25 protein-coding genes are annotated in these 24,592 nt (G+C 68.9%); 6 read left to right on the top strand and 19 right to left on the bottom strand.

Features of this window, described 5'->3' with window-relative positions; translation table 11 throughout:
- Positions 1-7: 7 nt before the first annotated feature.
- From E5S66_RS10245 to E5S66_RS10195, 11 genes are all read right to left on the bottom strand, one after another.
- Positions 8-640, bottom strand: coding sequence for a MotA/TolQ/ExbB proton channel family protein (locus E5S66_RS10245; protein ID WP_171033529.1), 633 nt, complete (start codon positions 638-640; stop codon positions 8-10).
- Between the two features lie 18 nt (positions 641-658).
- Positions 659-3,055 (bottom strand): DNA internalization-related competence protein ComEC/Rec2, encoded by a 2,397-nt coding sequence (locus tag E5S66_RS10240; protein WP_138349116.1) that lies wholly within the window; start codon positions 3,053-3,055, stop codon positions 659-661.
- 233 nt (positions 3,056-3,288) lie between these two features.
- Positions 3,289-3,993: a lipoprotein-releasing ABC transporter ATP-binding protein LolD gene (lolD, locus tag E5S66_RS10235; RefSeq protein ID WP_138349115.1), complete on the bottom strand. Its 705-nt coding sequence runs from the start codon at positions 3,991-3,993 to the stop codon at positions 3,289-3,291.
- Positions 3,986-5,230, bottom strand: coding sequence for a lipoprotein-releasing ABC transporter permease subunit (locus E5S66_RS10230; RefSeq protein WP_028838108.1), 1,245 nt, complete (start codon positions 5,228-5,230; stop codon positions 3,986-3,988). Before E5S66_RS10230 ends, lolD begins: the two co-directional genes overlap by 8 nt.
- A 23-nt stretch (positions 5,231-5,253) precedes the next feature.
- On the bottom strand, positions 5,254-5,688 hold the full coding sequence (locus tag E5S66_RS10225) for a hypothetical protein (RefSeq protein ID WP_246037208.1): 435 nt from the start codon (positions 5,686-5,688) through the stop codon (positions 5,254-5,256).
- Positions 5,657-5,914 carry an FAD assembly factor SdhE gene (locus E5S66_RS10220; protein WP_028838110.1) on the bottom strand — a complete coding sequence of 86 codons (258 nt, stop codon included), beginning with the start codon at positions 5,912-5,914 and terminating at the stop codon, positions 5,657-5,659. Before E5S66_RS10220 ends, E5S66_RS10225 begins: the two co-directional genes overlap by 32 nt.
- Positions 5,915-5,956: 42 nt before the next feature.
- Positions 5,957-6,739 (bottom strand): succinate dehydrogenase iron-sulfur subunit, encoded by a 783-nt coding sequence (locus tag E5S66_RS10215; protein WP_138349113.1) that lies wholly within the window; start codon positions 6,737-6,739, stop codon positions 5,957-5,959.
- 83 nt (positions 6,740-6,822) lie between these two features.
- A complete protein-coding gene (sdhA, locus tag E5S66_RS10210) occupies positions 6,823-8,610 on the bottom strand; it encodes a succinate dehydrogenase flavoprotein subunit (protein WP_138349112.1) in 1,788 nt (595 codons plus the stop codon).
- Between the two features lie 6 nt (positions 8,611-8,616).
- Positions 8,617-9,012 carry a succinate dehydrogenase, hydrophobic membrane anchor protein gene (gene sdhD / locus E5S66_RS10205; RefSeq protein WP_138349111.1) on the bottom strand — a complete coding sequence of 132 codons (396 nt, stop codon included), beginning with the start codon at positions 9,010-9,012 and terminating at the stop codon, positions 8,617-8,619.
- Complete coding sequence (gene sdhC, locus E5S66_RS10200) at positions 9,009-9,419, bottom strand: succinate dehydrogenase, cytochrome b556 subunit (protein ID WP_028838114.1); 411 nt, start codon at positions 9,417-9,419, stop codon at positions 9,009-9,011. Before sdhC ends, sdhD begins: the two co-directional genes overlap by 4 nt.
- 48 nt (positions 9,420-9,467) lie before the next feature.
- Positions 9,468-9,653, bottom strand: coding sequence for a DUF1674 domain-containing protein (locus E5S66_RS10195; RefSeq protein WP_246037214.1), 186 nt, complete (start codon positions 9,651-9,653; stop codon positions 9,468-9,470).
- A 34-nt stretch (positions 9,654-9,687) separates the two neighbouring features.
- Here E5S66_RS10195 and ygfZ point away from each other — a divergent pair, with 34 nt between their 5' ends.
- The 3 genes from ygfZ to E5S66_RS10180 all read left to right on the top strand — a co-directional run bounded on the left by ygfZ (position 9,688) and on the right by E5S66_RS10180 (position 13,980).
- Complete coding sequence (gene ygfZ / locus E5S66_RS10190; protein WP_138349110.1) at positions 9,688-10,542, top strand: CAF17-like 4Fe-4S cluster assembly/insertion protein YgfZ; 855 nt, start codon at positions 9,688-9,690, stop codon at positions 10,540-10,542.
- Positions 10,543-10,710: 168 nt separating this feature from the next.
- A complete protein-coding gene (locus E5S66_RS10185) occupies positions 10,711-12,318 on the top strand; it encodes an FAD-dependent oxidoreductase (RefSeq protein WP_138349109.1) in 1,608 nt (535 codons plus the stop codon).
- Positions 12,319-12,321: 3 nt separating this feature from the next.
- Positions 12,322-13,980 carry an acetolactate synthase large subunit gene (locus E5S66_RS10180; protein ID WP_138349108.1) on the top strand — a complete coding sequence of 553 codons (1,659 nt, stop codon included), beginning with the start codon at positions 12,322-12,324 and terminating at the stop codon, positions 13,978-13,980.
- A 45-nt stretch (positions 13,981-14,025) separates the two neighbouring features.
- On the opposite strand, the gene E5S66_RS10175 is transcribed toward E5S66_RS10180, so the two are convergent.
- The 5 genes from E5S66_RS10175 to E5S66_RS10155 form a co-directional block, all read right to left on the bottom strand.
- Positions 14,026-16,293 (bottom strand): thiamine pyrophosphate-dependent enzyme, encoded by a 2,268-nt coding sequence (locus tag E5S66_RS10175; protein WP_138349107.1) that lies wholly within the window; start codon positions 16,291-16,293, stop codon positions 14,026-14,028.
- Between the two features lie 47 nt (positions 16,294-16,340).
- On the bottom strand, positions 16,341-16,991 hold the full coding sequence (locus tag E5S66_RS10170) for a glutathione S-transferase family protein (RefSeq protein ID WP_138349210.1): 651 nt from the start codon (positions 16,989-16,991) through the stop codon (positions 16,341-16,343).
- Complete coding sequence (locus E5S66_RS10165) at positions 16,991-17,536, bottom strand: GNAT family N-acetyltransferase (RefSeq protein ID WP_138349106.1); 546 nt, start codon at positions 17,534-17,536, stop codon at positions 16,991-16,993. Before E5S66_RS10165 ends, E5S66_RS10170 begins: the two co-directional genes overlap by 1 nt.
- A gap of 135 nt (positions 17,537-17,671) precedes the next feature.
- The gene (locus E5S66_RS10160) at positions 17,672-18,835 is read right to left on the bottom strand and encodes an acyl-CoA dehydrogenase family protein (RefSeq protein WP_138349105.1); all 1,164 of its coding nucleotides are present in this window, start codon (positions 18,833-18,835) and stop codon (positions 17,672-17,674) included.
- A gap of 214 nt (positions 18,836-19,049) precedes the next feature.
- Positions 19,050-19,811: a glycine zipper 2TM domain-containing protein gene (locus E5S66_RS10155; protein WP_138349104.1), complete on the bottom strand. Its 762-nt coding sequence runs from the start codon at positions 19,809-19,811 to the stop codon at positions 19,050-19,052.
- A 153-nt stretch (positions 19,812-19,964) separates the two neighbouring features.
- Here E5S66_RS10155 and E5S66_RS10150 point away from each other — a divergent pair, with 153 nt between their 5' ends.
- Together E5S66_RS10150 and E5S66_RS10145 are read left to right on the top strand one after the other, a co-directional pair.
- Positions 19,965-20,192: a DUF6116 family protein gene (locus E5S66_RS10150; protein WP_138349103.1), complete on the top strand. Its 228-nt coding sequence runs from the start codon at positions 19,965-19,967 to the stop codon at positions 20,190-20,192.
- Positions 20,193-20,199: 7 nt separating this feature from the next.
- Positions 20,200-20,961, top strand: coding sequence for a TatD family hydrolase (locus tag E5S66_RS10145; protein ID WP_138349102.1), 762 nt, complete (start codon positions 20,200-20,202; stop codon positions 20,959-20,961).
- 174 nt (positions 20,962-21,135) lie between these two features.
- On the opposite strand, the gene E5S66_RS10140 is transcribed toward E5S66_RS10145, so the two are convergent.
- A complete protein-coding gene (locus E5S66_RS10140; RefSeq protein WP_138349101.1) occupies positions 21,136-21,933 on the bottom strand; it encodes a tRNA threonylcarbamoyladenosine dehydratase in 798 nt (265 codons plus the stop codon).
- 219 nt (positions 21,934-22,152) lie between these two features.
- On the opposite strand from E5S66_RS10140, the gene phaR reads away from it, so the two are divergent.
- A complete protein-coding gene (phaR, locus tag E5S66_RS10135; protein ID WP_138349100.1) occupies positions 22,153-22,659 on the top strand; it encodes a polyhydroxyalkanoate synthesis repressor PhaR in 507 nt (168 codons plus the stop codon).
- 11 nt (positions 22,660-22,670) lie between these two features.
- On the opposite strand, the gene E5S66_RS10130 is transcribed toward phaR, so the two are convergent.
- Together E5S66_RS10130 and E5S66_RS10125 are read right to left on the bottom strand one after the other, a co-directional pair.
- Complete coding sequence (locus E5S66_RS10130; protein WP_138349099.1) at positions 22,671-23,066, bottom strand: hypothetical protein; 396 nt, start codon at positions 23,064-23,066, stop codon at positions 22,671-22,673.
- Complete coding sequence (locus E5S66_RS10125) at positions 23,063-24,583, bottom strand: fumarate hydratase (RefSeq protein ID WP_138349098.1); 1,521 nt, start codon at positions 24,581-24,583, stop codon at positions 23,063-23,065. The genes E5S66_RS10130 and E5S66_RS10125 overlap by 4 nt, the downstream gene beginning before the upstream one ends.
- Between the last annotated feature and the right edge of the window lie 9 nt (positions 24,584-24,592).

Below are 24,592 nucleotides of genomic sequence, written 5' to 3'. Positions count from 1 at the left end.
CGGGGCCTCAGTCCTGCCGTGCCGGGACCGCGCCGGGCGCTTCGTCCAGCACGTCCTGCAGGCGCATCGCCTCGTGTTCCATGTCGACGATGTAGCCGGCGATGCGGCCACGGAAATAGCGATGGAAAGCCAGCGCCGGGATCGCCACCACCATGCCCGTGGCGGTGCAGATCAGCGCCTTGCCGATACCGCCGGCAAGCTGGCCGGCATCGCCAAGGCCATGGTCGAGGATGCCGAGGAACATCTCGATCATGCCCACCACCGTGCCGAACAGGCCCAGCAGCGGGCCGGCGGCGGCGATGGTGCCGAGTGCGTTGAGGAAGCGTTCCATGCGGTGGACAAGGTGGCGGCCCACGTCCTCCACCCGCTCGCGGATCACCTCGCGGCCGCGATGACGCACGTCCAGCTCGGCCGCCAACAGTGCGCCCAGCGGCGCGGTGGCGCGCAGCGACTCGATATGCGCCGGCTCCAGCGGCTTGCCGCGTGCCACCCAGGCCCGCACTTCATCGCCCAGGCCGGGCGGCAGCACGCGCTCGCGGCGCAGGCTCCAGAATCGTTCGACGATGATGGCCAGCGCCGCCACGGTCAGCAGCAGCAGCGGGATCATCGGCCAGCCACCGGCCTTCACGAGTTCCAGCACGCATCATCCTTCCGGCCGTCATGGCCGCGAAAACTCCGGCGCGTAGCATAGCCCAGCCGTTTCCCCGCGCCTGCGCACTGCGTCCCACGGCCGCGGATGGAAACTGCGCTGCTCGCGCAGGCGCAGGCCGTCGCGGCCCAGCCAGACCCGGATCGCGCCCGAACGTGCACTGTCCAGCACCTCCGCGCCAGCGCCGCACCAGCGCCGCACGACCGGCGGCCGCGGATGTCGGAAGCGGTTGTCGGCCCCTGTAGACACCAGCGCCAGCTTCGCCCCGGTGGCGGCCACGAAACCGGGATCGGAGGAACCGTCGCTGCCGTGGTGCGGCACCAGCACCACATCGCTGCGCAGCCACGTTGGCGCTTCCGCCAGCAGCTTGCGCTCGACGTAGTGGCCGATGTCGCCGGCCAGCAGCGCGCTGCCATGGGCGCTCTCGATGCGCAGCACGCAGGCGGCCTCGTTGCCCAGATACGGAAACGTGCTGCCCGGATGCAGGACGCGGAAGCGCACGCCATCCCATTTCCAGGTCAAGCCGGCCCGACAGGCGCGATTGCCGGCCACCGGGCTGCCGCGGGGCGCCAGCACCAGCGGCATCGGGAACGCCGTCGCCACCGCCCGCAGCCCACCGGCGTGGTCGTTGTCGCCGTGGCTGACCACCGCCGCATCCAGCCGGAGCACCCCCAGCGCATGCAATGCCGGAATCACCGCGCGCTCGCCGGCATCGAAGCCGTCGGGAATCGCCGGCCCCATGTCGTAGAGCAGGCTGTGTCGGGCGGTGCGCACCAGCACCGACAACCCCTGCCCCACGTCGATCACGGTCAGCTCCACCTCGCCCGGCGCCGGCAGTTCGCGCGGCGGATACAGCAGCGGCAGCCACAGCAGCAGCGCCAGCCAACGGCCGGGCAGCCCGCGCGGCAGCAGCAGCCAGAAGGCGGAAAGCAGCGCCAGCGGCAGCGCGTACCAGCGCGGCGCCGGCAGCCAGGCCATCGCCAGCGGGCTGTCGGCGATGCGCGCCAGCAGCGGCCACAGCAGGTCGAAGCACCAGGCCGCCGCCTGCCAGCTCCACTGCCCGAGGCCGGCATGCAGGGTTTCGGCGAGCACGCCCAGCAGCGCCAGCGGCACCACCACCAGGCTCCACCACGGCACCGCGGCCAGATTGGCGATGGGCCCGGCAAAAGACGCCTGCCCGAACAGCAACACGGTCAGCGGCAGCAGCCCGAGGCTGGCCACCGCCTGCGCGGCGAGGAAGCCACCCGCGAGCGCACGCGGCCCCTTGCCGCCGGCGTCCGGCAGGCACCACAGCAGCCAGGCCACGCCGGCAAAGCTCAGCCAGAAGCCCGCCCCCAGCACCGCCAGCGGATCGAGCAGGAGCAGCACGCAGCAGCCCAGCGCCAGCGTGTCGACCAGCCGCAGCCGTCGCCGCAGCCAGCGCGCCGCCACCAGCGCAGCGATCATCACCGCGGTACGCAGGGTCGGCACCGCCATGCCGGTCAGCAGCGCGTAGCCGAACGCGCCCAGCAGCGCGCCGGCGCCGGCGGCGAACGGACGCGGCAGCCACCGCGCCAGCGGCGGCCACAGCCACCACAGCGCCGCCGCGCACAGCGCGCAGAACCCGGCCACCAGCCCGACGTGAAACCCTGAAATCGCGATCAGGTGGGTCAATCCGGCGGCGCGCAAACGGGCCCAGTCAACATCATCCAATGCACGGGTATCGCCCAGCGCCAGCGCCCGCACGTAGCGCGAGGACGCGCCGGGCACCGCCGCGGCGATTTGCGCGCTCATGGCTTCGCGCCAGGCATCGATGCCGGTCGGCGCCGCCAGCCGGATGGCCAGCGTCGGCTCCAGCACGAAGCCGGTAGCAGCCAACCGCGCCGCCAGCGCGAACTTCTCCGCGTCGCCCCCACCCGGATTGCGCAGCCCGCGCGGCGCGCGCAGGCGCAGCGGGAACCGCCAACGGCTGCCCGCCTGCAGGCGCTGGCGCGGCTGCAGCTCCTCGCCGTACCACGCCAGCTGCAGGGTGCGGCCACGCAGGGCGACGGGCTGGGTCGCCACGTCATCGACGACGAAGCGGAAGCGGGTCCGGCGCGGCTCGTGCACGGGCAGCTCGACGATGCGGCCCTCGACTGTCAGCACTGTGCCCTGCAGGGCAAGCGGCAACTGCGCGTCCAGCGCGGCGCCGGCCTGCCAGACGGCAAACGCCAGCCCGGCCAACAGCATGCCGAGTGGGCGCAAACGCGCGCCGCGCAGCAACGGGATCGCCGCCACCAGCAGCAGCCCCAATAGCCAGCGTGGCGGTAGCGCCGGCAGCAGCAGGCAAGCGGTGACGCCAGCCAGCAGCGCGGCTGCGCAGGCGGGACCGAACAGCGGAAACGCCGACGCGGCAGGGTCGTGGAAAGCCGCCTCTGCCAGTTGCATTCGCGGGAATCGAAGGATGGCCGCCATGCCTGCAGCGTCGCCGAAGGGACGCGGGCCGGCAGTCGGCGCAGGCCGCGCGCCGGGGTCGGGTTTCCGGCCGACCGACGGCTGTCAGGACGTCGTCAGCAACGCCAACGCCAGCAAGCCGTGCACTGCGATCACGTTCCGGAACACAGCTGCCGATTCATCCCGATACAGGGTCTTGCCCTGCCAGCGGGAGAACAACGGCAGACTCAGATGTCGGTCTTGGCCAGCGCGTGCAGTCGACCCTCGCGCAGTTCCAGCACCCGGTCCAGCCGGCGCGCCAGGCGGCGGTCGTGGGTCACCAGCACCAGGCTGGTGGCCTGCGCGCGGTTGAGCTCCAGCATCTGCTCGAACACGATCGCGGCGGTCTTCTCGTCGAGGTTGCCGGTGGGCTCGTCGCCCAGCACGCAGGCCGGATTGTTGACCAGTGCACGCGCCACCGCGGCGCGCTGGCGTTCGCCGCCGGACAGCTCGCCGGGCTTGTGCGCCAGCCGATGCCCCAGCCCCACCGACTCCAACAGCGCCTGCGCACGCTGCTGCGCTTCGCCGGTGGTACCCCCGGCCAGCAGCACCGGCATCATCACGTTCTCCAGCGCGGTGAACTCCGGCAACAGATGATGGAACTGGTAGACGAAGCCCAGGGCGCGGTTGCGCAGGCGGCCGCGCGCGGCGTCGGAGAGCGCGCTCATTTTCTGGCCGGCCACGAATACTTCGCCTGCACTGGGCACGTCCAACCCGCCCAGCAGGTGCAGCAGGGTGCTCTTGCCGGCACCGGACGCGCCGAGGATGGCCACGGTTTCGCCGGCCTGCACGGCGAAGTCCAGCCCGTCGAACACCGGCGTGTGCAGCTTGCCCTCGGCGTAGGTCTTGCCCAGGCCTTCGGCGCGGATGACGTCCTGCATCGGCTCATTCATAGCGCAGCGCCTCCGCCGGGGCCGTGCGCGACGCGCGCCAGGCGGGATACAGGGTGGCAAGGAAGGCCATCAGCAGCGCCGCGCAAACAATCGCAACCACGTCGCCGGTCTGCATGTCGGTGGGCAATCCGGTGATGTAGTACACGTCCTCCGGCAGCAGCTGCACGCCGAACAACTGTTCGATGCCCTGCAGGATGCGGTTGAGGTTGAGGGTCAGGGTGACGCCGCCGATCACGCCGGCCACGGTGCCGATGAAGCCGATCAACCCGCCCTGCACCATGAAGGTGCGCATGACCTGGCCGGGGGTCAGCCCCAGCGTGCGCAGGATGGCAATGTCGGCCTGCTTGTCGGTCACCAGCATCACCTGCGAGGACACCAGGTTGAATGCGCCCATCGCCACGATCAGCGACAGCAGGATCGCCATCACCGTCTTCTCCATCTTCAGCGCGCGGAACAGGTTGGCGTTGTCCTGGGTCCAGTCGCTGACCCGGTACGGCCCCTTGAGCTGCAGCGCCAGATCGCGGGCCACTTCGAAGGCGCGGTCCATGTCGTGCAGCTTCAGGCGCACGCCGGTGACGCCATCGCCCATCCGCAGCACCCGCTGCAGGTCGGACAGGTTGACCACCGCCAGGCCCTTGTCGAATTCGTTGTAGCCGGCCTCGAAGATGCCGCTGACCTTGAAGCGCTTCATGGTTTGCACGCCGCCGACCGGGGTGCTGCGGAACTCGGCCAGGGTGACGATGACGTCGTCGCCCACGCCCACCCCCAGCCAGATCGCCAGTTCCTTGCCCAGCACGATGTTGAAGCTGCCGGGCGCAAGGTCCGCGATCCTGCCCTGCACCATCTTGGCTGGCAGTTCCGAGACCTTGCCTTCCTGCGCCGGATCGACCGCGCGCAGCATCGCCGGCTGGTTGTTGGCGCCGGAAATCAGCGCCTCCTTCTCGACATAGGGCGCCGCGCCGACCACGCGCGCATCGTTCATGGCCACCTGCACCGCGCGCCGCCAATCCTGCAGCGGTTCACCGTACCCGCTGACGGTGGCATGCGCGGCCATGCCCAGCATGCGGTCGCGGATTTCCTTCTGGAACCCGCTCATCACCGCCAGCGTGGTGATCAGCGCGGTGACACCCAGCGCGATGCCGAGGATCGAAGCGAGCGAAATGAACGAGATGAAGCCATTGCGGCGTTTCGCGCGCAGGTAGCGCAGGCCGATGGCGACGGGGATGGGTTTGAACATCGAAGGCCCTTTCCAGTGACCGCCTATCCTGCCATCGATGCGCCGCCGCCGGCAGCCTCGCGCTTCTGCATCGCCAGCTTCAGTTCACGCCGGGCCGCGGCCGGCAGGATATCCGGCCACAACACCAGACGCCGGGTGCGCCCATCGGGATCGCGCCAGCACAGGAACCCCAGCGGGCCGCGCCAACGCACGCGCAGCGAGGCCATGGGCATTTCATCGCAGCGGGCTTCGCCCAGACCTCCCGGTATCACCAGCGCGCGTGGCGGCTGCAGGACATGCCGGCGCACCTCGCGGATGCCCCAGGCGCCGGCCACCAGCGCCAGCGGCCAGGCCACGATGGGCGGCAGGTCGGAAGCAAGCAGCGAGAACGGCGCCAGCAGCGCCAGGGCAAGCAGCGCGGCGGTCAGCCAGCGCGAGGGAAGCCAGTCAAACCGGCAGGGCGCGGATGCGTTCGACAAGCGCCGCGATTTCGACATCGCCGGGCACCTCATGGCCAAGGAACCAGCGCCAGAGTCTGTCGTCTTCGCTGTCCAGCAGGCGCAGGAAAACCTCGCGTTCGGCGGTCGGACTTTGCCGCCATGCACGATCCAGCCAGCGTTCCAGCAGCTGGTCGAGTTCGCGCATGCCGCGCCGGCAGCGCCAGCGCAGCTTCCTCAGTTCGGTCTCGTCGTCGAGGCTGTCCATGCGCGCGGCATCATCCCGCCACAGCGGGAATCCGGCCTTCCATCAGACCTTGCGCGCCAGCATCAGCTTCTTGATCTCGGCGATCGCCTTGGCCGGGTTCAGCCCCTTCGGGCAGGTTCGCGTGCAGTTCATGATGGTGTGGCAGCGATACAGCTTGAACGGATCTTCCAGCTCGTCGAGGCGGGCGCCGGTGTCCTCGTCGCGGCTGTCCACGATCCAGCGGTAGGCCTGCAGCAGGATCGCCGGGCCGAGGTAGCGGTCGCCGTTCCACCAATAGCTGGGGCAGGCGGTACTGCAGCAGGCGCACAGGATGCACTCGTACAGGCCATCGAGCTTGGCGCGGTCTTCCTTGCTCTGCAGGCGCTCGCGGTCGGTCGGCGCCGGCGTCTGGGTGCGCAGCCAAGGACGGATGCTGGCGTGCTGGGCGTAGAAGTGGGTGAGGTCGGGCACCAGGTCCTTGACCACCGGCATGTGCGGCAGCGGGTAGATCGCCACTTCGCCGCCCTTCACGCTGTCGCTGGCGCAGATGCAGGCCAGCGTGTTGGTGCCGTCGATGTTCATCGCGCAGGAACCGCAGATGCCTTCGCGGCAGGAGCGGCGGAAGGTCAGCGTGGGGTCGATCTCGTTCTTGATCTTGATCAGCGCGTCCAGCACCATCGGCCCGCACGCCGCCATGTCCACCTCGTAGGTGTCGGTGCGCGGATTGAGGCCGTCGTCGGGGTTCCAGCGGTAGATCTTGAAGGTGCGCGGCTTCTTGGCGCCCTGCGCCGGGAAGTGCTTGCCCTTCTGGATCCTGGAGTTCTTCGGGAGGTTGAATTCGGCCATTTGCTGGATTCCTGCGTTGTAGGCGCGCCCTGGGCGCGACGCTCTGTTTGCTTCCGGTCGCGGCCGCAGCCGCCCCTACAGGTTCAGTAGACGCGCTTCTTCGGCGGCACCACTTCGACGTCGCTGCTGAGCGTGTACATGTGCACCGGCCGGTAGTCGATGCGGGTGTTGCCGGCATCGTCGGCCCAGCAGATGGTGTGCTTGTGCCAGCTGTCGTCGTCGCGATCCGGGAAGTCCTCGCGGGCGTGCGCGCCGCGGGATTCCTTGCGGTTTTCGGCGGAAACAATGGTCACCAGCGCCTGGCCCAGCAGGTTCTGCAGCTCCAGCGTTTCCACCAGGTCCGAGTTCCAGACCAGCGAACGGTCGGCCACCTTGACGTCGGCGAAGCTGGCGTGGATGTCGCTGATCGCCTTGACGCCCTCGGCCAGGGTTTCGCCGGTGCGGAACACCGCGGCATCGCGCTGCATCGCGCGCTGCATGTTGTTGCGGATCTCCGCCGTCGGCGTGTCGCCGTGGGCGTTGCGCAGCTTGTCGAGGTTGGCCAGCGAGCGGTCGCAGGCATCGCCGGCCAGTTCCTTGTGCGGTGCGCCCGGCTTGATCGTCTCACTGCAGCGGTTGGCCACCGCGCGGCCGAACACCACCAGGTCGAGCAGCGAATTCGAGCCCAGGCGGTTGGCGCCGTGCACCGACACGCAGGCGGCTTCGCCGATGGCGTACAGGCCCGGCACCACGGAATCGGGGTTGCCGTCCTTCAGCTGCACCACTTCGCCGTGGTAGTTGGTGGGGATGCCGCCCATGTTGTAGTGCACGGTGGGGATCACCGGGATCGGCTGCTTCTCGACGTCCACGCCGGCGAAGATGCGCGCGCTCTCGGCGATGCCCGGCAGCTTCTCGTGGATGTCGGCCGGGTTGAGGTGGGTGAGGTCGAGGAAGATGTGGTCCTTGTGCTCGCCCACGCCGCGGCCTTCACGGATCTCGATGGTCATCGAGCGCGACACCACGTCGCGCGAGGCCAGGTCCTTGGCGTTCGGCGCATAGCGCTCCATGAAGCGCTCGCCGTTGCTGTTGCGCAGGATGCCGCCTTCGCCGCGCACGCCCTCGGTGATCAGGCAGCCGGCACCGTAGATGCCGGTGGGGTGGAACTGCACGAACTCCATGTCCTGCAGGCCCAGCCCGGCGCGCAGGGCCATGCCGCCGCCGTCGCCGGTGCAGGTATGCGCCGAGGTCGCGGAGAAATACGCGCGGCCGTAGCCGCCGGTAGCCAGCACCACGCCCTGGGCACGGAACAGGTGCAGGGTGCCGTCGCTCATGTCCAGCGCCAGCACGCCGCGGCAGGCGCCCTCCTCGTCCATGATCAGGTCGAGGGCGAAGTATTCGATGAAGAAGCGCGCGTCATGCGCCAGCGCCTGCTGGTACAGGGTGTGCAGGATGGCGTGGCCGGTGCGGTCGGCGGCGGCGCAGGTGCGCTGCGCGGTGCCCTTGCCGTAGTGCGTGGTCATGCCGCCGAACGGACGCTGGTAGATCTTGCCTTCCTCGGTGCGCGAGAACGGCACGCCGTAGTGCTCCAGCTCGATGATCGCTGCCGGAGCCTCCTTGCACATGTATTCGATCGCGTCCTGGTCGCCCAGCCAGTCCGACCCCTTGATGGTGTCGTAGAAATGGAAGCGCCAGTCGTCCTCGCCCATGTTGCCCAGCGCGGCGGAAATGCCGCCCTGCGCCGCCACGGTGTGGCTGCGGGTCGGAAAGACCTTGCTGATGCAGGCGGTCTGCAGGCCCTTCTGGGCCAGGCCGAAGGTGGCCCGCAGGCCGGCGCCGCCGGCCCCGACCACGATCATGTCGAACTTGTGTTCCTGAATTTTGTAGGCGGACATCGCAGGTCAGCTCCCGAGCGCGATGCGCAGCACCGCAAGCACGCTGGCGATGGCCGCCAGTGCGCAGATGAAAAGGACGGCAAGTTGGGCAACAGCGCCAGTCAGCGGCGTGTGCACGTAGTCTTCGATGATGACCTGCAGGCCGAGCTTGGCGTGCCAGAACATGCCCAGCAGGAAGGCCACCAGCACCGTGGCGTTGACCGGGTCGGCCACCAGGGCATGCACCACCGTGTAGTCGGCGGTGCGCAGCGAAAGCACCATGCCCAGCAGCCACAGCCCGCTCAGGCCGGTGGCAAGCGCGGTGATGCGCTGCCAGATGAAATGATGGGTACCGTCCTTCGCCGAACCCAAGCCGCGGGCGCGCTTCAGCGGCGTGCGCAGATCCTTCGCGTTTCCGTTCATGCCTGCCCCCAACGCGTCAGCACGATGCCCCAGGCGAGCACGGTGAACACCACGCTGCCGATGATCGAGATCCAGCTGCTGCGGATGAAATCCGGGATCGCGAAGCCCAACCCGCCGTCCTGCAGCAGGTGGCGGATGCCGTTGATGAGGTGGTAGGCCAGCGCCCAGCTGAAGCCGAACATCAGCAGCTTGCCCAGCGGCGAACCGAGGCAGGTGGCGAAAGCGTTCCAGCGGGCGGGCCCGCCGGCCAGCGCCAGCAGCCCATAGACCAGCGCCAGCGCACCGACGGACAGAGCGGTGCCGGTGGCGCGGTGGATGATCGACGTCATCATCTGCATCTGCCAGCGATAGACCTGCAGGTGCGGTGACAGCGGACGTTCGCGGATGCGAGGTTCAGGAGCAGCCATGAGCTGTGCTTTCTCCGGGCTGGGCGGCTTGCGCCGCGTGGCGGTGGATCAGAAGTCGATGCAGCGGCCGTTCTTTTCCCAATCCCCGTAACGGGTGGGATCCAGACCCCCGCGCCCGCCATGCTCTTCGGCGGCGGGCGGAACGTCCGGAACCGGTTGCGGCGTGGGCGTTCCGGGCGCGGCCTGTGCAGGCGCGGACTCGGGTGCGGGACTGGATTGGCCTATGATCGACACGTTCACAACCCGCTCAGTTTACGCCTCGCAACCGATGCACGACAAGCCGCAACCCGCACCAGACCACGAATTCCGACTGCCCGGCCATCGCCTGCTGTCCATATGCGGACGCGATGCAATCGCATTCGCGCAGGCGCAGCTCATGAATGACGTGGCTGCGCTGGCCGATGGGCACTGGCAATGGAACGGCTGGCTGACCGCCAAGGGCCGAGTGGTGGCGCTGTTCGCACTGCTGCGGCTGGACGCGGAAACGCTGTGGCTGCTGCTGCCGGATGCGGAGCCGACCGAGCTGGCCGCGCAACTGCAGCGCTATGTGTTCCGGAGCAAGCTGAAACTCGCGCCGCTGGACCTGCAGGTGATCGGCAGCTTCCAGCCGCCGGTACTCGCGCGCGGTTCCGCACTGGCGGCGTCCGCCGCCGATGACATCGAACTCGACCTGGGCAGCGAAGAAGCACCGCGCCGCCTGCAGATCCGTCGGGCCACCGCCGTCGACGACGCCGCCGCGCGCGAACGCTGGGATGCATTCGATCTTGCGCATGGCTTGCCCCGCTTGCCCGAATCGCAGGCCGGCCAGTGGACGCCGCAGCAGCTGTCGCTGGAACGGCTGCGCGCCTTCAGCGTCAGCAAGGGTTGCTACCCGGGCCAGGAAATCGTTGCCCGCACGCACTTCCTGGGCCAGGCCAAGCGCGGCCTTGGCCTGTTCGAAAGCGCAACGCCGCTGCCCGCCGCCACCGAGGTAACCGACGACGGCCGCGGCATCGGCACCATCATCGCCAGCGCCGGCAACCTGTCGCTGGCGGTATTGCCGCTGGAGCATCCCGATGCCGGCATCGTCGCGGCCGGTTTGCCGTTGCATCGTCGCCCGCTGGCGGACGGCCTGGCCCGCTGATCCGCACGCGGCCTCCGCTACGCAGCGGATCTCCGCCGCCGAACCGATACCGATTGACCCACGTGCTGCGCGTTGGCGTGACGGTTCGCCAATTGCCTTGGGGAACCGCTATGGTTGAGATCGCTGCAGCAACCGGCACGTGACCATGGCATTCCGGGGAATGGCCACATGGCATTACTGAATTCCGATGTACTGGTCGTCGGCGGCGGCCTTGCCGGCATCGTCACGGCGCTGGAACTGCTGCGCGCCGGCCAGCGCGTGGTGCTGGTGGACCGCGACACGCCGGAGCGTTTCGGCGGGCTGGCGCTGTGGGCGTTCGGCGGCATGGCGCTGGTGGGCACGCCGCTGCAGGCGCGCCGCAAGATCATCGATACGCCGGAGATCGCGCTGCGCGACTGGATGCGCTTTGGCGAGCTCGATCCGGCCGACACCCACGCCATCGCGTGGGCGCGCCATTACGTCGAACACTCCCGCACCGACGTGCACGACTGGCTGCAGGCACACGGCATCAGGTTCATGCCGGCGGTGAACTGGGTGGAGCGCGGGCGCGACGGCGACGGCAATTCGGTACCGCGCTACCACGTCGTCTGGGGCAGCTCGCGCGAGCTGGCGCGGCGGATGATCTCCGCGCTGCGCGAGGCTGGCGCGAACGGCAGGCTCACGCTCCTGCATCGCCATCGCATCACCACGCTGGAAACAAGTGACGGGCGCGTGGCCGGCGCGCTGGCCGTCGACGAAGCCAGCGGCAGCGAAGTCCGCATCGACGCGCCGGTGGTGGTGCTGGCCACCGGCGGCCTCAACGGCGGCCACGCCGAAACCCGCCGCAACTGGCCGCTGGAACGGCCGATGCCCGCTGCCATGCTCAACGGCGCGCATCCGTATGCCGACGGCGCCATGCATCACGCCGCCGAAGCGCTGGGGGCGCGCATCGTCCGCGCCGGCGAGATGTGGAACTACGCCGCCGGCTTCCCGCATCCGTTCCCGCATTTCGAGGGGCACGGGCTGTCGGCGATCCCGTGCAAGTCGGCGCTGTGGCTGGACCACGGCGGTCGGCGCATCGGTCCGGAGCCGCTGGTGACCGGCTTCGACACCCACTGGCTGTGCCAGCGGGTGGCCGAGCAGGAAAAACCGTGGACCTGGCACCTGCTCAACTGGCGCATCGCGGCCAAGGAGTTCGCGATCTCCGGCGCCGAGCACAACCCGCGCATCCGCGACAAGCAGTTCCTGCGCTTCCTCAAGGAAACATTGCTGGGCAACCACCGGCTGGTACGGCAGATGCAGCACGAGAGCGCGCATTTCCTGGTCGACGACACGCTGGCCGGGCTGGCGGACCAGATGAACGCGCTGACCTGCTCGCACGACGTCGATGCGGCCACGCTGCAGGCCACCGCCGATGCCTTCGATGCGAACTTCGCGGCAGGCGCGGACCCGGAGGCCGACCCGCAGGTGCAGCGCATCCTGCATGCGCGCCAGTGGGGGCCGGATGCGCTGCGCACCTGCAAACCCGCGCCGCTGCAGCAGCCTGGTGCCGGGCCCTACATCGCCATCCACATGCAGCTGATCACCCGCAAGAGCCTGGGCGGGCTGCGCACCGACCTGCATTCGCGCGTGCTGGACGCCGCCGCGGCGCCGATCGCCGGCCTGTACTGCGTGGGCGAAGCCGCCGGCTTCGGCGGCGGCGGTGCCTGCGGCAAGCGCTCGCTGGAAGGCACCTTCCTGCCCGGCTGCATCCTCACCGCGCGCGCCGCCGCGCGTGCCATCCACAGCGGAGCCTGAGCCATGAACGGCGCGCAAGCCCTGATGAAAACGCTGGCCGACGCCGGCATCGAGGTCTGCTTCTCCAACCCCGGCACCAGCGAAATGCACTTCGTCGCCGCGCTCGATTCGGAGCCGCGCATGCGCGCGGTGCTGGCGCTGTTCGAGGGCGTGGCCACCGGCGCCGCCGACGGCTATGCACGGATGACCGGCAAGCCCGCCGCCACCCTGCTGCATCTTGGCTGCGGCCTCGGCAATGGCCTCGCCAACCTGCACAACGCGCGCAAGGGCAAGGTGCCGGTGGTCAACATCGTCGGCGACCACGCCACCCACCACGTGCCGTTCGACGCACAGCTGCAGTCCGACATCGAAACCGTGGCGCGCAACGTCTCGCCCGGCTTCGTGCGCACCTCCAAAACCACCGCCACGCTGTGCGGCGATGCGGTGGCCGCGATCCAGGCCGCGCGCGGCCTGCCCGGACAGGTAGCGACACTGATCCTGCCCGCCGACGTCAGCTGGGGTGAAGGCGGCACGCCTTGCCCGCCTCCGCCCGCGCCCGCGCCGCCGCCGGCGGACGACGCCAGCGTTGCCGCCATCGCCAGCGCCATCCGGAGCGGCGGCAAGACCGCCCTGCTGCTGGGCGGCAACGCGCTGCGCGAACCGGCACTGCTGGCTGCGGCGCGCATCGCCGCGCAGTGTGGGGTGAAGCTTTTCTGCGAAGTCTTCCCCACCCGGCTGGAACGCGGCGCCGGCCTGCCGGCGGTGGAGCGCATCGCCTACCTGGCCGAACTGGCCACGCTGCAGCTCACCGGCATCGAGCACTTGGTGCTGGTGGATGCGAAACCGCCGGTGTCGTTCTTCGCCTATCCCGGCAAGGCCAGCGAGCTGGTGCCGGACGGTTGCCGCGTGCATGTGCTGGCGACGCCGGCGCAGGACGCCGGCGCCAGCCTCGACAGGCTCGCCGCCGCGCTGGGCGCGACGCAGGCGACGCCTGCGCTGCAACCCGTTGCGCGGCCTACGCGCCCACGAGGCCGGCTCAGCGCCGCCAAGGTCTGCAAGGCCGTCGGCCACCTGCTGCCGGAGCGCGCCATCGTCATCGACGAGGCGATCACCTCCGGCCTGCTGCTGGGCACGATGACCGCCGGCGCGCCGCGCCATGACCTGCTCACCCTCACCGGCGGCGCCATCGGCCAGGGCCTGCCGAATGCGGTGGGCGCGGCCATCGCCTGCCCGGATCGCCCGGTCATCGCGCTGGTCGGCGACGGCAGCGCGATGTACACGCTGCAGGCGCTGTGGACAATGGCGCGCGAGCGTCTGGACGTCACCACCATCATCTTCAACAACGCGTCGTATTCGGTCCTCAATGTCGAACTCGAACGCGTGGGCGCCGACGCCGCGCCGGGCCCCAAGGCCCGCTCGCAACTGGACCTGCACGACCCGGTGCTGGACTTCTGCCGGCTGGCACAGGGCATGGGCGTGCACGCCGCCCGCGCGGACACGGCGGAGAGCTTCTGCAAGGCGCTGGAGTACGCGCTGGCGCACCCCGGCCCGCACCTCATCGAGGCGGTGGTGCCGGAGTCGCTGGGCGGCGCCAAGCGCCGCGTGCTGCCGTGGCTGCTGCGCTCGCTGCCGAACCTGCCGCTGCCCGTGGCCCGCGCGCTGAAGCGCAAGATCGCGCCCTGACGGGGCCGGTGGCGCACCGCGCGGCCACCGGGCCGCGCAGCCGGCTTACAGCGTGGCCGCCGCGGCGACGATGTCCTCGTCCTTCGGGATCACCAGGAACGCCGCGCCGGCCAGCGGCGTGTAGGTGTCCGCACCGACGACGCGCCTGATCGGCTTGCCGCCGAAGCCGCCTTCCGTGATCGCGGTGATCACGCCTTCGCCGATGCCGGCGCTGAAGCGGCCTTCATCGACCACCAGGATCCGGTCGCATTCGCCCGCATGCTTCGCGATGGCCGCGTGGTTCAGCGGCACCAGCCAGCGCAGGTCGACCACGCGCACCTTCCAGCCGTGCTGCTGTTCGATCTGGCGCGCAGCGCGCAGGCTCATCGGCACGCCGTTGCCGAAGCTGAAGATCACGCAGTCGGTCGCGTCCGCGTTGTAGACGCGCTCCTCGCCCAGCACCAGCGCCTGGTCAGGCGCCGGGTACTCGGTCAGCCACTGGCCGTCGCCCGGCTCGTACAGGTCCTTGGTCATGTACAGCGCGATGGGTTCGAGGAAGGCGGTGACGCGCCCGTCCACCTTCGCCAGCGCCGCCAGCGTGCGCAGCATCATCGCGGCGTCGTCGCCGCGCGACGCGCAGCCGACGACCAGGCCCGGGATGTCGCGCAGCGCGGTCACCGAGTTGTCGTTGTGGAAGTGCCCGCCGAAGCCGCGCTGGTAGCCCAGGCCGGCGATGCGCACCACCATCGGGTTGCGGAACTGGTCGTCGCTGAAGAACTGCAGCGAGCAGGCCTCGCCGCGCAGCTGGTCGATGGCGTTGTGCAGGTAGGCCAGGTACTGGATCTCGGGGATCGGCAGCATGCCCATGTTGGCGAAGCCCTGCGCCATGCCCAGGATCATGGTTTCGTCCAGCAGCGTGTTGAACACGCGACGGTTGCCGAACGCCTTGTGCAGGCCCTTGGTGACCGTGTAGACGCCGCCCTTCTGCGCCACGTCCTCGCCGAACAGCAGCGTCTCCGGGTATTTGGCGAACAGGTCGTGCAGGGCCTGGTTGATCTGGATGGCCAGGTGCTTCGGCACCTGCTTCTCGGGCAGTTTGTCCTCGCTGCCGAATGCCTTGACGCGGGCATCAAACGACGGCGCGCGGGTCGCCTCGGCCTGCACCTTGTCCGGCGTATACGGCGCCAGCGGACGCATCACGTGCTCCAGCGTCTCGATGCGCGGGCGGCTGTCGGCGTCCTCGGCGGCAGCGAAACACTTCCTGCGGGTCTCCTCGTACAGGGCGAGGATCTCGTCCTTCGACATCGCCCCGGACTCCAGCGCGATCGCGGCCGAGCGCAGCAGCGGATCGCCCGCCTCCACCGCGCACAGCTCCTCGAAGCTGCGCCACTCGATCTCGAAGTCGGTGCCGGCGTGGCCCATGATGCGCTGGGTGCGCAGGTGCAGGAAGGTCGGCCGGCGGGTGCGGCGGCAGTGCTCCACCGCGCGCAGCACGTCGCCGTAGCCGCTGGCAAGGTCAAGGCCGTCGGCAAAGAAATAGTCGAGGTCGGGGCGGTTGCGGAAGCTCTCGCCGATCCAGCCGGTCGGCGTCTTCACCGAGATGCCGATGCCGTTGTCCTCGCAGACGTACAGCACCGGCGCCGGCAGCTTCTGGTAGGCGGTCCACGACGCCGCGTTGAACGCGGTCTGCGCGCTGGCGTGGTTGGCCGAGGCGTCGCCGAACGAACAGATGGCGATGGAGTCGTCCGGGATCGGCAGGCCCACGCCGAGGCGCTTGCCGGCCTCGATCGCCACCGCGGTGCCCAGCGCCTTCGGCAGGTGCGAGGCGATGGTCGAAGTCTGCGGCAACACCCACAGCGGCTTGCTGCCCCAGACCTTGTGGCGGCCGCCGCTGGCCGGGTCTTCCGCGCTGGCGGCGAAGCTCAGCGCCGAATCCATGATCGGATCCATGCCCGGCAGCTTGCGGAAGCGTTCGGCCATGAAGCCGCCGCTGCGGTAGTGCAGGAACGCCGGGTCGGTGTGGCGCGCCGCGCGCGCGACCATCGCGTTGCCCTCGTGGCCGCTGGAACCGATGGTGTAGAAGACCTTGTTCTGCACCCGCAGCACGCGCGCCATCAGGTCGAGGTGGCGCGAAATCAGTTGCGACTCGAACAGCTCGCGGAAGCCGCGGGCATCCAGCGCACTGCCGTCGAGGATGGTCTCGTCCGGTGCAGGCTTCGGCTGCGCATGGCCGTTCCAGCCGCGCACGAACTCCTGGAAATTGACGTCGCAGATTTCCGCGCGGTTGAGGCCCTTCATGCGGGCCGGGATGGGGTTGGGAACAGTGTTGAACATGCAGGTCTCCCCTCCCCGCCGCGCGGGAAGGCCGATGGGAATGAAGGTCAGGTGGACTGGTCGATCAGCGCCTGCGCCGCGGCGTCCGGCGCAGGCATCGGTACGAAGCCCGGCGTGGCCGCCACGCGCGCCAGCCAGGCGCGCACCGCAGGATAGGCGTCGAGGGCGATGCCGCCGTGCGGGGCGACGCCGGTGTAGGCGAACAGCGCGATGTCGGCGATGCCGTAATCGTCGCCGGTGAACCACGGCGTGGACGCAAGGTGCCGCTCCATCACCGCCAGCGCCGCATGCCCGCACTGGCGCAGCACCGGCAACCCGGCGCGACGCGGCGAGTCCAGCGGCGTCCAGCCGCAGATGAAGCGGGCCACGGCGATGTAGGGCTCGTGGCTGTACTGCTCGAAGAACATCCACGACAGCGCCTGCGCCCGCTGCCACGGGTCGGCCGGCAGGAAGCCGCTGCCATCGGCCAGCCAGCACAGGATGGCGTTCGACTCGACGAGGACGCGTCCGTCGTCCAGTTCGAGCATCGGCACCTTGCCGTTGGGATTCTTCGCCAGGTACTCCGACGTGCGCGTCTGACCGCGGGCACTGTCGGTCTCGACCCAGCAGTAATCACGGCCTTCCTGCCGCCCCAACTGGGCCAGCAGCAGGCGCACCTTGTGGCAGTTGCCGGACGGCGAGAACCCGTGGACGCGCATCATGCGAAGCGCTCCCGGCTGGCCCGCCATTCGTCGCGGGTCTGGCCCCAGATCTCGATGGGATGCTGGTCCAGCGGCGGCGGCAGCGTGCCCGGCCCGCGATTGCGCGACCCCAGCCGCATCGCCACCGCCTGCGACGCCGCGTTGGCCGGGGCGATGGAATGGATCGCTTCGTCCCAGCCCAGCACGTCGAACGCGTAGTCCATCGCCGCGGCACAGGCTTCGGTGGCGTAGCCCTTGCCGCGCGCATCCGGATGGAAGCTGTAACCGATCTCGGTGCCAGGCCAGTCCGCCGGGCACCACGGGCCGGCCTGGCCCATCCAGCGGCCGCTGGCCTTTTCGATCACCGAAAACATCGCGAAGCCTTGCACATGCCACGCGCCCGGCATTTGCAGGAAACGCCGCCAAGCCTCGTGCCGCCCCATCGGGCCGCCGATATGCAATGCGCTCGGGTGCGCCAGGGTCTCGGCATAGCGCCCGAAGTCGCCGATCTCCGGGACGCGCAGGAGCAGGCGCTGGGTTTCGATCGTCGGAAATTGCGCCATGCCGAAACTCTCCGCTTGTCATTCCCGCGATTGCGGGTCGCTGCATGCGCCGGATCGTGGCTCAGTCCGGTGCGCGTGCACCCTGCGACCGCGCGGCAACGGGCACCGCGCCGGCGCGGGGATGACCGCCTTCGATCAGAACGCGTTGATGCCGGTCAGCTCGCGGCCGATCACCAGCTGGTGCACGGTTTCGGTGCCTTCGTAGGTGATGACGGATTCGAGGTTCAGCGCGTGGCGGATCGCCGCGTGCTCGGTGGTGATGCCGGCGCCGCCGAGCAGGTCGCGGCATTCGCGGGCGATGTCGATGGCCATGCGGCAGTTGTTCCATTTGGCCAGGCTGACCTGCTGCGGCTGCATGGTGCCGGCATCCTTGAGCCGGCCCAGCTGCAGCGACAGCAGCTGCGCCAGGGTGATGCGGCGGGCCATGTCAGCCATCTTGATCTGCGCGCTCTGGGTGGCGGCCACCGGGCGGCCGAACAGGATCCGCTCCTTGGTGTAGTCGACCACTTCCGACAGGCAGGCGATGGCCGCGCCGATCGGACCCCAGGTGATGCCGTAGCGGGCCTGGGTCAGGCAGCCCAGCGGGCCCTTCAGCCCCTTCACATTGGGCAGGCGGCTGGAATCCGGCACGCGCACGTTGTCGAAGAACAGCGCACTGGTGACCGAGGCGCGCAGCGACATCTTGTGCTTGATTTCCTGCGCGGTGAAACCGGGCATGCCCTTTTCCAGCAGGAAGCCCTGGATGCCGTCGTCGGTCTGCGCCCAGACGATGGCGATGTCGGCAAGGTTGCCGTTGGTGATCCACATCTTGCTGCCGTTGATCACCCAGTCGTCGCCATCGCGTTTGGCGTGGGTCTTCATGTTGGCCGGGTCCGAGCCGCCGTGCGGCTCGGTCAGGCCGAAGCAGCCGATCACCTTGCCCGCGGCCATGTCCGGCAGCCAGCGCAGGCGCTGTTCTTCGCTGCCGTAGGCGTAGATCGGATACATGCACAGCGAGCTCTGCACGCTGACGAAACTGCGGATGCCGGAATCGCCGCGCTCCAGCTCCTGGCAGATCAGCCCGTAGCTGACGCCGTTGAGGCCGGCGCAACCGTACTTCTCCGGCAGCGACGAACCCAGCAGGCCCATCTCCGCGATCTCCGGCACCAGCTCCTTCGGGAACCGGCCAGCATCGAAGGCGTCGCCGATGATCGGACGCACGCGTTCGTCGGTGAAGCGCGCCACGGTGTCTTGCACCGCGCGTTCTTCCTCGCTCAGCAGGGAGCGGACGTCGTAGAGATCGTACGGATGCAGGGCCATGTTTTCACGGTCGAATTGGACGAACCGCCATTGTAATCGCGCATGCCGCGCAATCGGTACGTACGATTCGCCAACCGCCTCCGGGCGTAACGACGGGCTTTGTGCAAAAGCCGTGCGTTTCGCCGGCATTGCGATCCGGGCCACCCGCCGAACGCAGGCGGGGCCGGATCACTCCGGCCCCGCCATGGGAATTGCCAGAATTGAGCGGCGTCGATCAGCGCAGGGTCGCGCCTTCCACCGCCGCCGTCTGGGTCACCACCCGACCGTTGATCACCGGCAGCTGCGTGCCCGGATCCTGATCCATGCGCACGGTGTGCTGCTCGCCGTCGAAGCGATAGGTCACGTCGTACCCCACCGTCCTGTCGGTATCGCCCAGCGCGATCCGCTCGCCGGGCTTGGTGTCGGTGCGCATGCTGCCGGTGGTGCCGTCAGGATTGCGATAGGTGACGTTCCACGCCACCGTGCGGGCGCTGGAGGAGGTGCTGTTGACGGTGCGGCAGCGACGGTCGGTGCGGTTGACCACCTGGCCGCCGACGTGGCGACGGTCGACCTCGCGGCCGGCATAGCCACCGGCCACCGCGCCGGCCACCGTGGCCAGCTTGCGGCCGTTGCCGCCGCCCACCTGGTTGCCGACCAGGCCACCGATGACCGCGCCGGCGACGGTGCCGCCGACGTTGCCGTCGCGCTCCGGCAGCCGCTCCTGCACCACCACGTTCTCGCAGACTTCGCGCGGGGTGCTGGTGGTATTGGATTCGCGGATCGGCTCGCTGCCGATGACAGTGGCGTACAGCGGCTCACGCGCGGTGACCGGCTTGACGCCCACGACTTCGGCGAAACCGACCTGCGCGCGCGCACCGCCGTTCGCCAACGGCGCGGTGATCGGATCGTTGCTGCGGCTGTTCATGTAGCCAGCGGTGGCCACGCCGCCAACCAGCAGCGCGGCAAGCGCAACGGCAAGAGTGTTGTTCCTGGACATGGTTCGGCCTCCGTTGAAGTTGAGTAACCCCTGTTCCGTGACCGATTGCAGCACGGCCAATCTGAATCGATGCCCAGCGGGCGCGGTTTGCACCCGCTTGCGTTCAGCTTCGCCCACACGATGTTTGCGCCGCGTGCATGCTAGTTTCCGCGGATGGCCAATCCCCTCGTCTCCCCGCTCATGCGCTGGCTCGGCAGGCTCAGCTTCCCGCGCCTGTTCCTGCTGGCTGCGGCGCTGTTTTTCCTCGACCTGCTGATCCCCGACGTCATACCGCTTGCCGACGAGATCCTGCTGGGTCTCGGCACGCTGCTGCTGTCGCGCTGGAAGAAAAAGCCGGATTCGGGCAAGCCGCCCATCGAAGGGCAGGCAAACCGGCGCTGAGCGCGTGATGCGCCTGATCGACAGCCACAGCCATTTCGACGCTGCCGAGTTCGACGCCGACCGTGCCGCGGCGCACGCACGCGCCTTGGCCGCAGGCGTGGACACCCAGATCGTGCCGGCCGTGGACGCCGCCGGCTGGCCGAAGCTGAAATCCGTCTGCGCGCAGCTGCCCGGCCTGCACCCGGCCTACGGCCTGCACCCGATGTACCTGGACGAGCACCGCCCGCAACACCTGCCCCAGCTGCGCGACTGGATCCAGCGCGAGCGCCCAGTGGCGGTCGGCGAATGCGGACTGGACTACTTCGTCGAAGGACTGGACCCCGCGCGCCAGCAGCACTACTTCGACGGGCAGCTGGCGCTGGCCGCCGAGTTCGACCTGCCGGTGATCGTGCACGCGCGCCGGGCGGTGGACGCGGTGATCGCCGCCATCCGCCGTTTTCCGGGCCTGCGCGGGGTGGTGCACAGTTTTTCCGGCAGCGCCGAACAGGCCGCGCAGCTGCACAAGCTCGGCTTCCTGCTCGGTATCGGCGGGCCGGTCACCTACCCGCGCGCCAACCGCCTGCGCGCCACCGTTGCGGGCATGCCGCTGGAACAGCTGCTGCTGGAAACCGACAGCCCCGACCAGCCCGGCGCAGCGCATCGCGGCGAGCGCAACGAGCCGGCCCACCTGCTGGAAGTGCTGGATGTGATCGCCACGCTGCGCAACGCGGCGCGGGAAGAAATCGCCGCGGCGACCAACGCCAACGCGCAACGGATGTTCGGTTACTGAAGGCGCGATTCTCTGCAGGCCTTGCCGGGTCTGGCGCTCGCAACCAAGCGAGTATCGGGGAGCGACTTGCGAGCGTCGGGCCCGGCAAGGCCGTTCGGAACCGAACCCGTATCCCTGACAACTGTCGAACCAATCGGCCCGCGGCCCGGCTGCGGACTTCGGGCCAAATCACACTCAACCCTGCTTCGGCAGCTTGAGCAGCATCTCCATCGCCTTGCCCACCGCCGCGAATGCGAACGCGCCGGTCACATGCGTGGCGGCGCCCAGGCCCGCGCCGCAGTCCAGCTTCAGCGCCTCGTCCCTGCCCAGCTGCGGGCGGATGCCGCAGACGCTGCCGTCGGCCTGCGGATAGCGCACGTTCTCCAGCGAATACACCGCCGGCACGCCGAAATAGCGGTCGTGGTTCTTCGGGAAATTGAACTCGCCGCGCAATTTCTTGCGGATCAGCGACAGCATCGCATCGTGCTCCGTCCGCGAAAGATCGCGCACGCGGATCTGGGTCACGTCGCTGCGCCCGCCGGCCGAACCCACCGCAATGAGCGGCTGCTTGCGGCGGCGGCAGTAGGCGATCATCTCGACCTTGGTACGAAAACTGTCGCAGGCGTCCAGCACCAGATCGACGGGCGTACCCAAGAGTTCATCCAGGTTCGAAGGCGTGAGGAACTGCGGTTTCAATTCAAGCGCAATTCCGGGATTGATCGCGCGGCAGCGTTCGGCCATCGCCTCGATCTTGGCGCGGCCGTACTGCCCTTCCAGTGCCGGCAACTGGCGGTTGGTATTGGAGACGCACAGATCGTCGGCATCGATCAGGGTGAGCTTGCCCACGCCGCTGCGCGCCAGCGCCTCCACCGCCCACGAACCCACGCCGCCAATGCCGACCACGGTGACGTGGCAACCCGACAGCCGCGCCAGCGTACCGCTGCCGTACAGGCGGTCGATGCCGCCGAAGCGGTCTTTCAATACGGTTTCCATCGCGCAAGTTTAATCGGGCGGCCCGGGGGCCACGCGTTCCGGCCACCATCCGGACCGCGGCGACCGCGCCTGGGCCTCGGCCGCGCGCGATGTCGGGAAACACCGTGAAATCCGGGATTTACGGAAAAATTTCCTGCAACTCCGACGCGCCTCCCGGGAGTTGCAACCCGTGCTGCGCTGCGCCATGCTGGCTGCAGTGCCGTCCAGAGTCCGTGCTCAATGTCCGCGATCCGCGTCATCAAGAAGTACCCGAACCGCCGCCTCTACGACACCGAGATCTCCAGCTACATCACCATCGAGGACGTGCGCCAGCTGATCGTGGACGGCGAATCCTTCGAAGTGCGCGATGCCAAGACCGGCGAGGACCTGACCCGGCAGGTGCTGCTACAGATCATCACCGAACACGAACAGGACGGGCAGCCGATGCTGTCCACCCAGATGCTCAGCCAGCTGATCCGTTTCTACGGCGACTCGCTGCAGGGCTTCATGGGCAATTATCTGGAACGCTCGATGCAGCTGTTCCTGGAGCAGCAGCAGCAGTTCCGCTCACAGATGGGCGGGATGCTGGGGCAGACCCCGTGGACGATGCTGAATCAGCTGACCGAGCGCAACATGACGCTGTGGAAGGATTTCCAGCAGAACCTCGGCAACGGCCTGGGCAGCGCCACCGCCGCGCCCGCCGCCAAGGACAGCGACAAGGCCGGGAGCACGCGCAAGCCGCGCTGAGCGCGGGCGCCTCAATCCCCGTAGCGCAGCCAGCGGTGCGCGGAGGCCTCGTCCGAGAAGGTACGGTTGGTGATGCCGCGCTCCAGGCACAGGATCTCGCCATGTTCACTGCCCTGGATGTCATCCAGCAGTTCGACGAAGGCGATCCTCACCGCCGCCAAGCCGGCATCGACCATCGAATCGATGACCTGCGACACATCGGCGACGTCGACGGTCGCATGCAGCTCTTCCAGCACCAGCATGCGGCTGGCACCCACCGCGCGGCATTCCTCGCCCAGCATGCGCCACATCGCGGTCGACACTTCCAGCGAGTCGGTACCGTCGAAGACATGCGCGCGCAGGTAGCCGGGCTCGCCGTCGTAACGGATCCGGAATCCCGGGCCATCGACGACGCGGGAGTTGCTCACGTAACCACCGCCAACGGGATCTTGCCGATCTTCGCCTGCCATTCACGCGGGCCGGTCTGGTGCACCGAGGTGCCGCTGCTGTCCACCGCCACCGTCACCGGCATGTCCTTGACCTCGAATTCGTAGATCGCCTCCATGCCGAGGTCGGCGAAACCGACCACGCGCGCCGCCTTGATCGCCTTCGACACCAGGTAGGCCGAACCGCCGACCGCCATCAGGTACACCGACCGGTGCTTGCGGATCGCCTCCAGCGCCGCCGGGCCGCGCTCGGCCTTGCCGATCATGCCCAGCAGGCCGGTCTGCGCCAGCACCTGCTCGGTGAACTTGTCCATGCGGGTTGCGGTGGTGGGGCCGGCCGGGCCGACCACCTCGTCGCGCACCGGATCGACCGGGCCGACGTAGTAGATGAAGCGCCCGGCCAGGTCGACCGGCAGCGGCTCGCCCCTGTTGAGCATGTCGACCATGCGCTTGTGCGCGGCGTCGCGGCCGGTGAGCATCCTGCCGTTGAGCAGCAGCACCTCGCCCGGCTTGAAGGTCTGCACTTCCTCGCGGGTGATCGTGTCCAGGTTCACCCGGCGCGCGTTCTGCGGGCTGTAGGTGAGCTTGGGCCAGTCTTCCAGCGAGGGCGGGTCCAGCATCACCGGGCCGATGCCATCGAGGGTGAAATGCGCGTGGCGGGTGGCCGCGCAGTTGGGGATCAGCGCCACCGGCAGGTTGGCGGCATGGGTCGGGAAGTCCTTGATCTTCACGTCCAGCACCGTGGTCAGGCCGCCCAGGCCCTGCGCGCCGATGCCCAGCGCATTGACCTTCTCGAACAGCTCGATGCGCAGCTCTTCCACGCGATTGGACGGCCCGCGCGCGATCAGCTCCTGGATGTCGATTTCCTCCATCAGCGATTCCTTGGCCAGCAGCATCGCCTTCTCGGCTGTGCCGCCGATGCCGATGCCGAGCATGCCCGGCGGGCACCAGCCCGCGCCCATGGTCGGCACGGTCTTGAGCACCCAGTCGACGATGGAATCGGAGGGATTGAGCATCGCGAACTTGCTCTTGGCTTCGCTGCCGCCGCCCTTCGCGGCCACGATCACGTCGAGCTTGTCGCCGGCGACGATCTTGACGTTGATGACGCAGGGCGTGTTGTCCTTGGTGTTGACCCGCTTGCCCGCCGGGTCGGCCAGCACGCTGGCGCGCAGCTTGTTGTCGGGATCGAGGTAGGCGCGGCGCACGCCCTCGTTGACGGCATCCTCCAGCGAGCCGGTGAAGCCCTCCCAGCGCACGTCCATGCCCACTTCGAGGAATACGGTGACGATGCCGGTGTCCTGGCAGATCGGGCGGTGACCTTCCGCGCACATGCGCGAATTGATCAGGATCTGCGCCATCGCGTCCTTGGCCGCGGGCGACTCCTCGCGCTCGTACGCGGCAGCGAGACTCTTGATGTAATCGACCGGGTGGTAGTAGCTGATGTACTGCAACGCGTCGGCGACGGACTGGATCAGGTCGTCCTGCTTGATGATGGTCACAATGGCGTC

The organism is Thermomonas fusca, assembly GCF_005862345.1.
GTDB classification, from domain to species: Bacteria; Pseudomonadota; Gammaproteobacteria; order Xanthomonadales; family Xanthomonadaceae; genus Thermomonas; species Thermomonas fusca.
This window is presented reverse-complemented; position numbering and strand designations above follow the sequence as displayed.

Bases quoted from the DNA above. Each gene is read 5' to 3' on its own strand.
- E5S66_RS10240 (WP_138349116.1), bottom strand. From the start codon at position 3,055: ATGCAACTGGCAGAGGCGGCTTTCCACGACCCTGCCGCGTCGGCGTTT.
- lolD (WP_138349115.1), bottom strand. From the start codon at position 3,993: ATGAATGAGCCGATGCAGGACGTCATCCGCGCCGAAGGCCTGGGCAAG.
- E5S66_RS10230 (WP_028838108.1), bottom strand. From the start codon at position 5,230: ATGTTCAAACCCATCCCCGTCGCCATCGGCCTGCGCTACCTGCGCGCG.
- E5S66_RS10220 (WP_028838110.1), bottom strand. From the start codon at position 5,914: ATGGACAGCCTCGACGACGAGACCGAACTGAGGAAGCTGCGCTGGCGC.
- E5S66_RS10215 (WP_138349113.1), bottom strand. From the start codon at position 6,739: ATGGCCGAATTCAACCTCCCGAAGAACTCCAGGATCCAGAAGGGCAAG.
- sdhA (WP_138349112.1), bottom strand. From the start codon at position 8,610: ATGTCCGCCTACAAAATTCAGGAACACAAGTTCGACATGATCGTGGTC.
- sdhD (WP_138349111.1), bottom strand. From the start codon at position 9,012: ATGAACGGAAACGCGAAGGATCTGCGCACGCCGCTGAAGCGCGCCCGC.
- sdhC (WP_028838114.1), bottom strand. From the start codon at position 9,419: ATGGCTGCTCCTGAACCTCGCATCCGCGAACGTCCGCTGTCACCGCAC.
- ygfZ (WP_138349110.1), top strand. From the start codon at position 9,688: ATGCACGACAAGCCGCAACCCGCACCAGACCACGAATTCCGACTGCCC.
- E5S66_RS10185 (WP_138349109.1), top strand. From the start codon at position 10,711: ATGGCATTACTGAATTCCGATGTACTGGTCGTCGGCGGCGGCCTTGCC.
- E5S66_RS10180 (WP_138349108.1), top strand. From the start codon at position 12,322: ATGAACGGCGCGCAAGCCCTGATGAAAACGCTGGCCGACGCCGGCATC.
- E5S66_RS10175 (WP_138349107.1), bottom strand. From the start codon at position 16,293: ATGTTCAACACTGTTCCCAACCCCATCCCGGCCCGCATGAAGGGCCTC.
- E5S66_RS10170 (WP_138349210.1), bottom strand. From the start codon at position 16,991: ATGCGCGTCCACGGGTTCTCGCCGTCCGGCAACTGCCACAAGGTGCGC.
- E5S66_RS10165 (WP_138349106.1), bottom strand. From the start codon at position 17,536: ATGGCGCAATTTCCGACGATCGAAACCCAGCGCCTGCTCCTGCGCGTC.
- E5S66_RS10160 (WP_138349105.1), bottom strand. From the start codon at position 18,835: ATGGCCCTGCATCCGTACGATCTCTACGACGTCCGCTCCCTGCTGAGC.
- E5S66_RS10155 (WP_138349104.1), bottom strand. From the start codon at position 19,811: ATGTCCAGGAACAACACTCTTGCCGTTGCGCTTGCCGCGCTGCTGGTT.
- E5S66_RS10150 (WP_138349103.1), top strand. From the start codon at position 19,965: ATGGCCAATCCCCTCGTCTCCCCGCTCATGCGCTGGCTCGGCAGGCTC.
- E5S66_RS10145 (WP_138349102.1), top strand. From the start codon at position 20,200: ATGCGCCTGATCGACAGCCACAGCCATTTCGACGCTGCCGAGTTCGAC.
- E5S66_RS10140 (WP_138349101.1), bottom strand. From the start codon at position 21,933: ATGGAAACCGTATTGAAAGACCGCTTCGGCGGCATCGACCGCCTGTAC.
- phaR (WP_138349100.1), top strand. From the start codon at position 22,153: ATGTCCGCGATCCGCGTCATCAAGAAGTACCCGAACCGCCGCCTCTAC.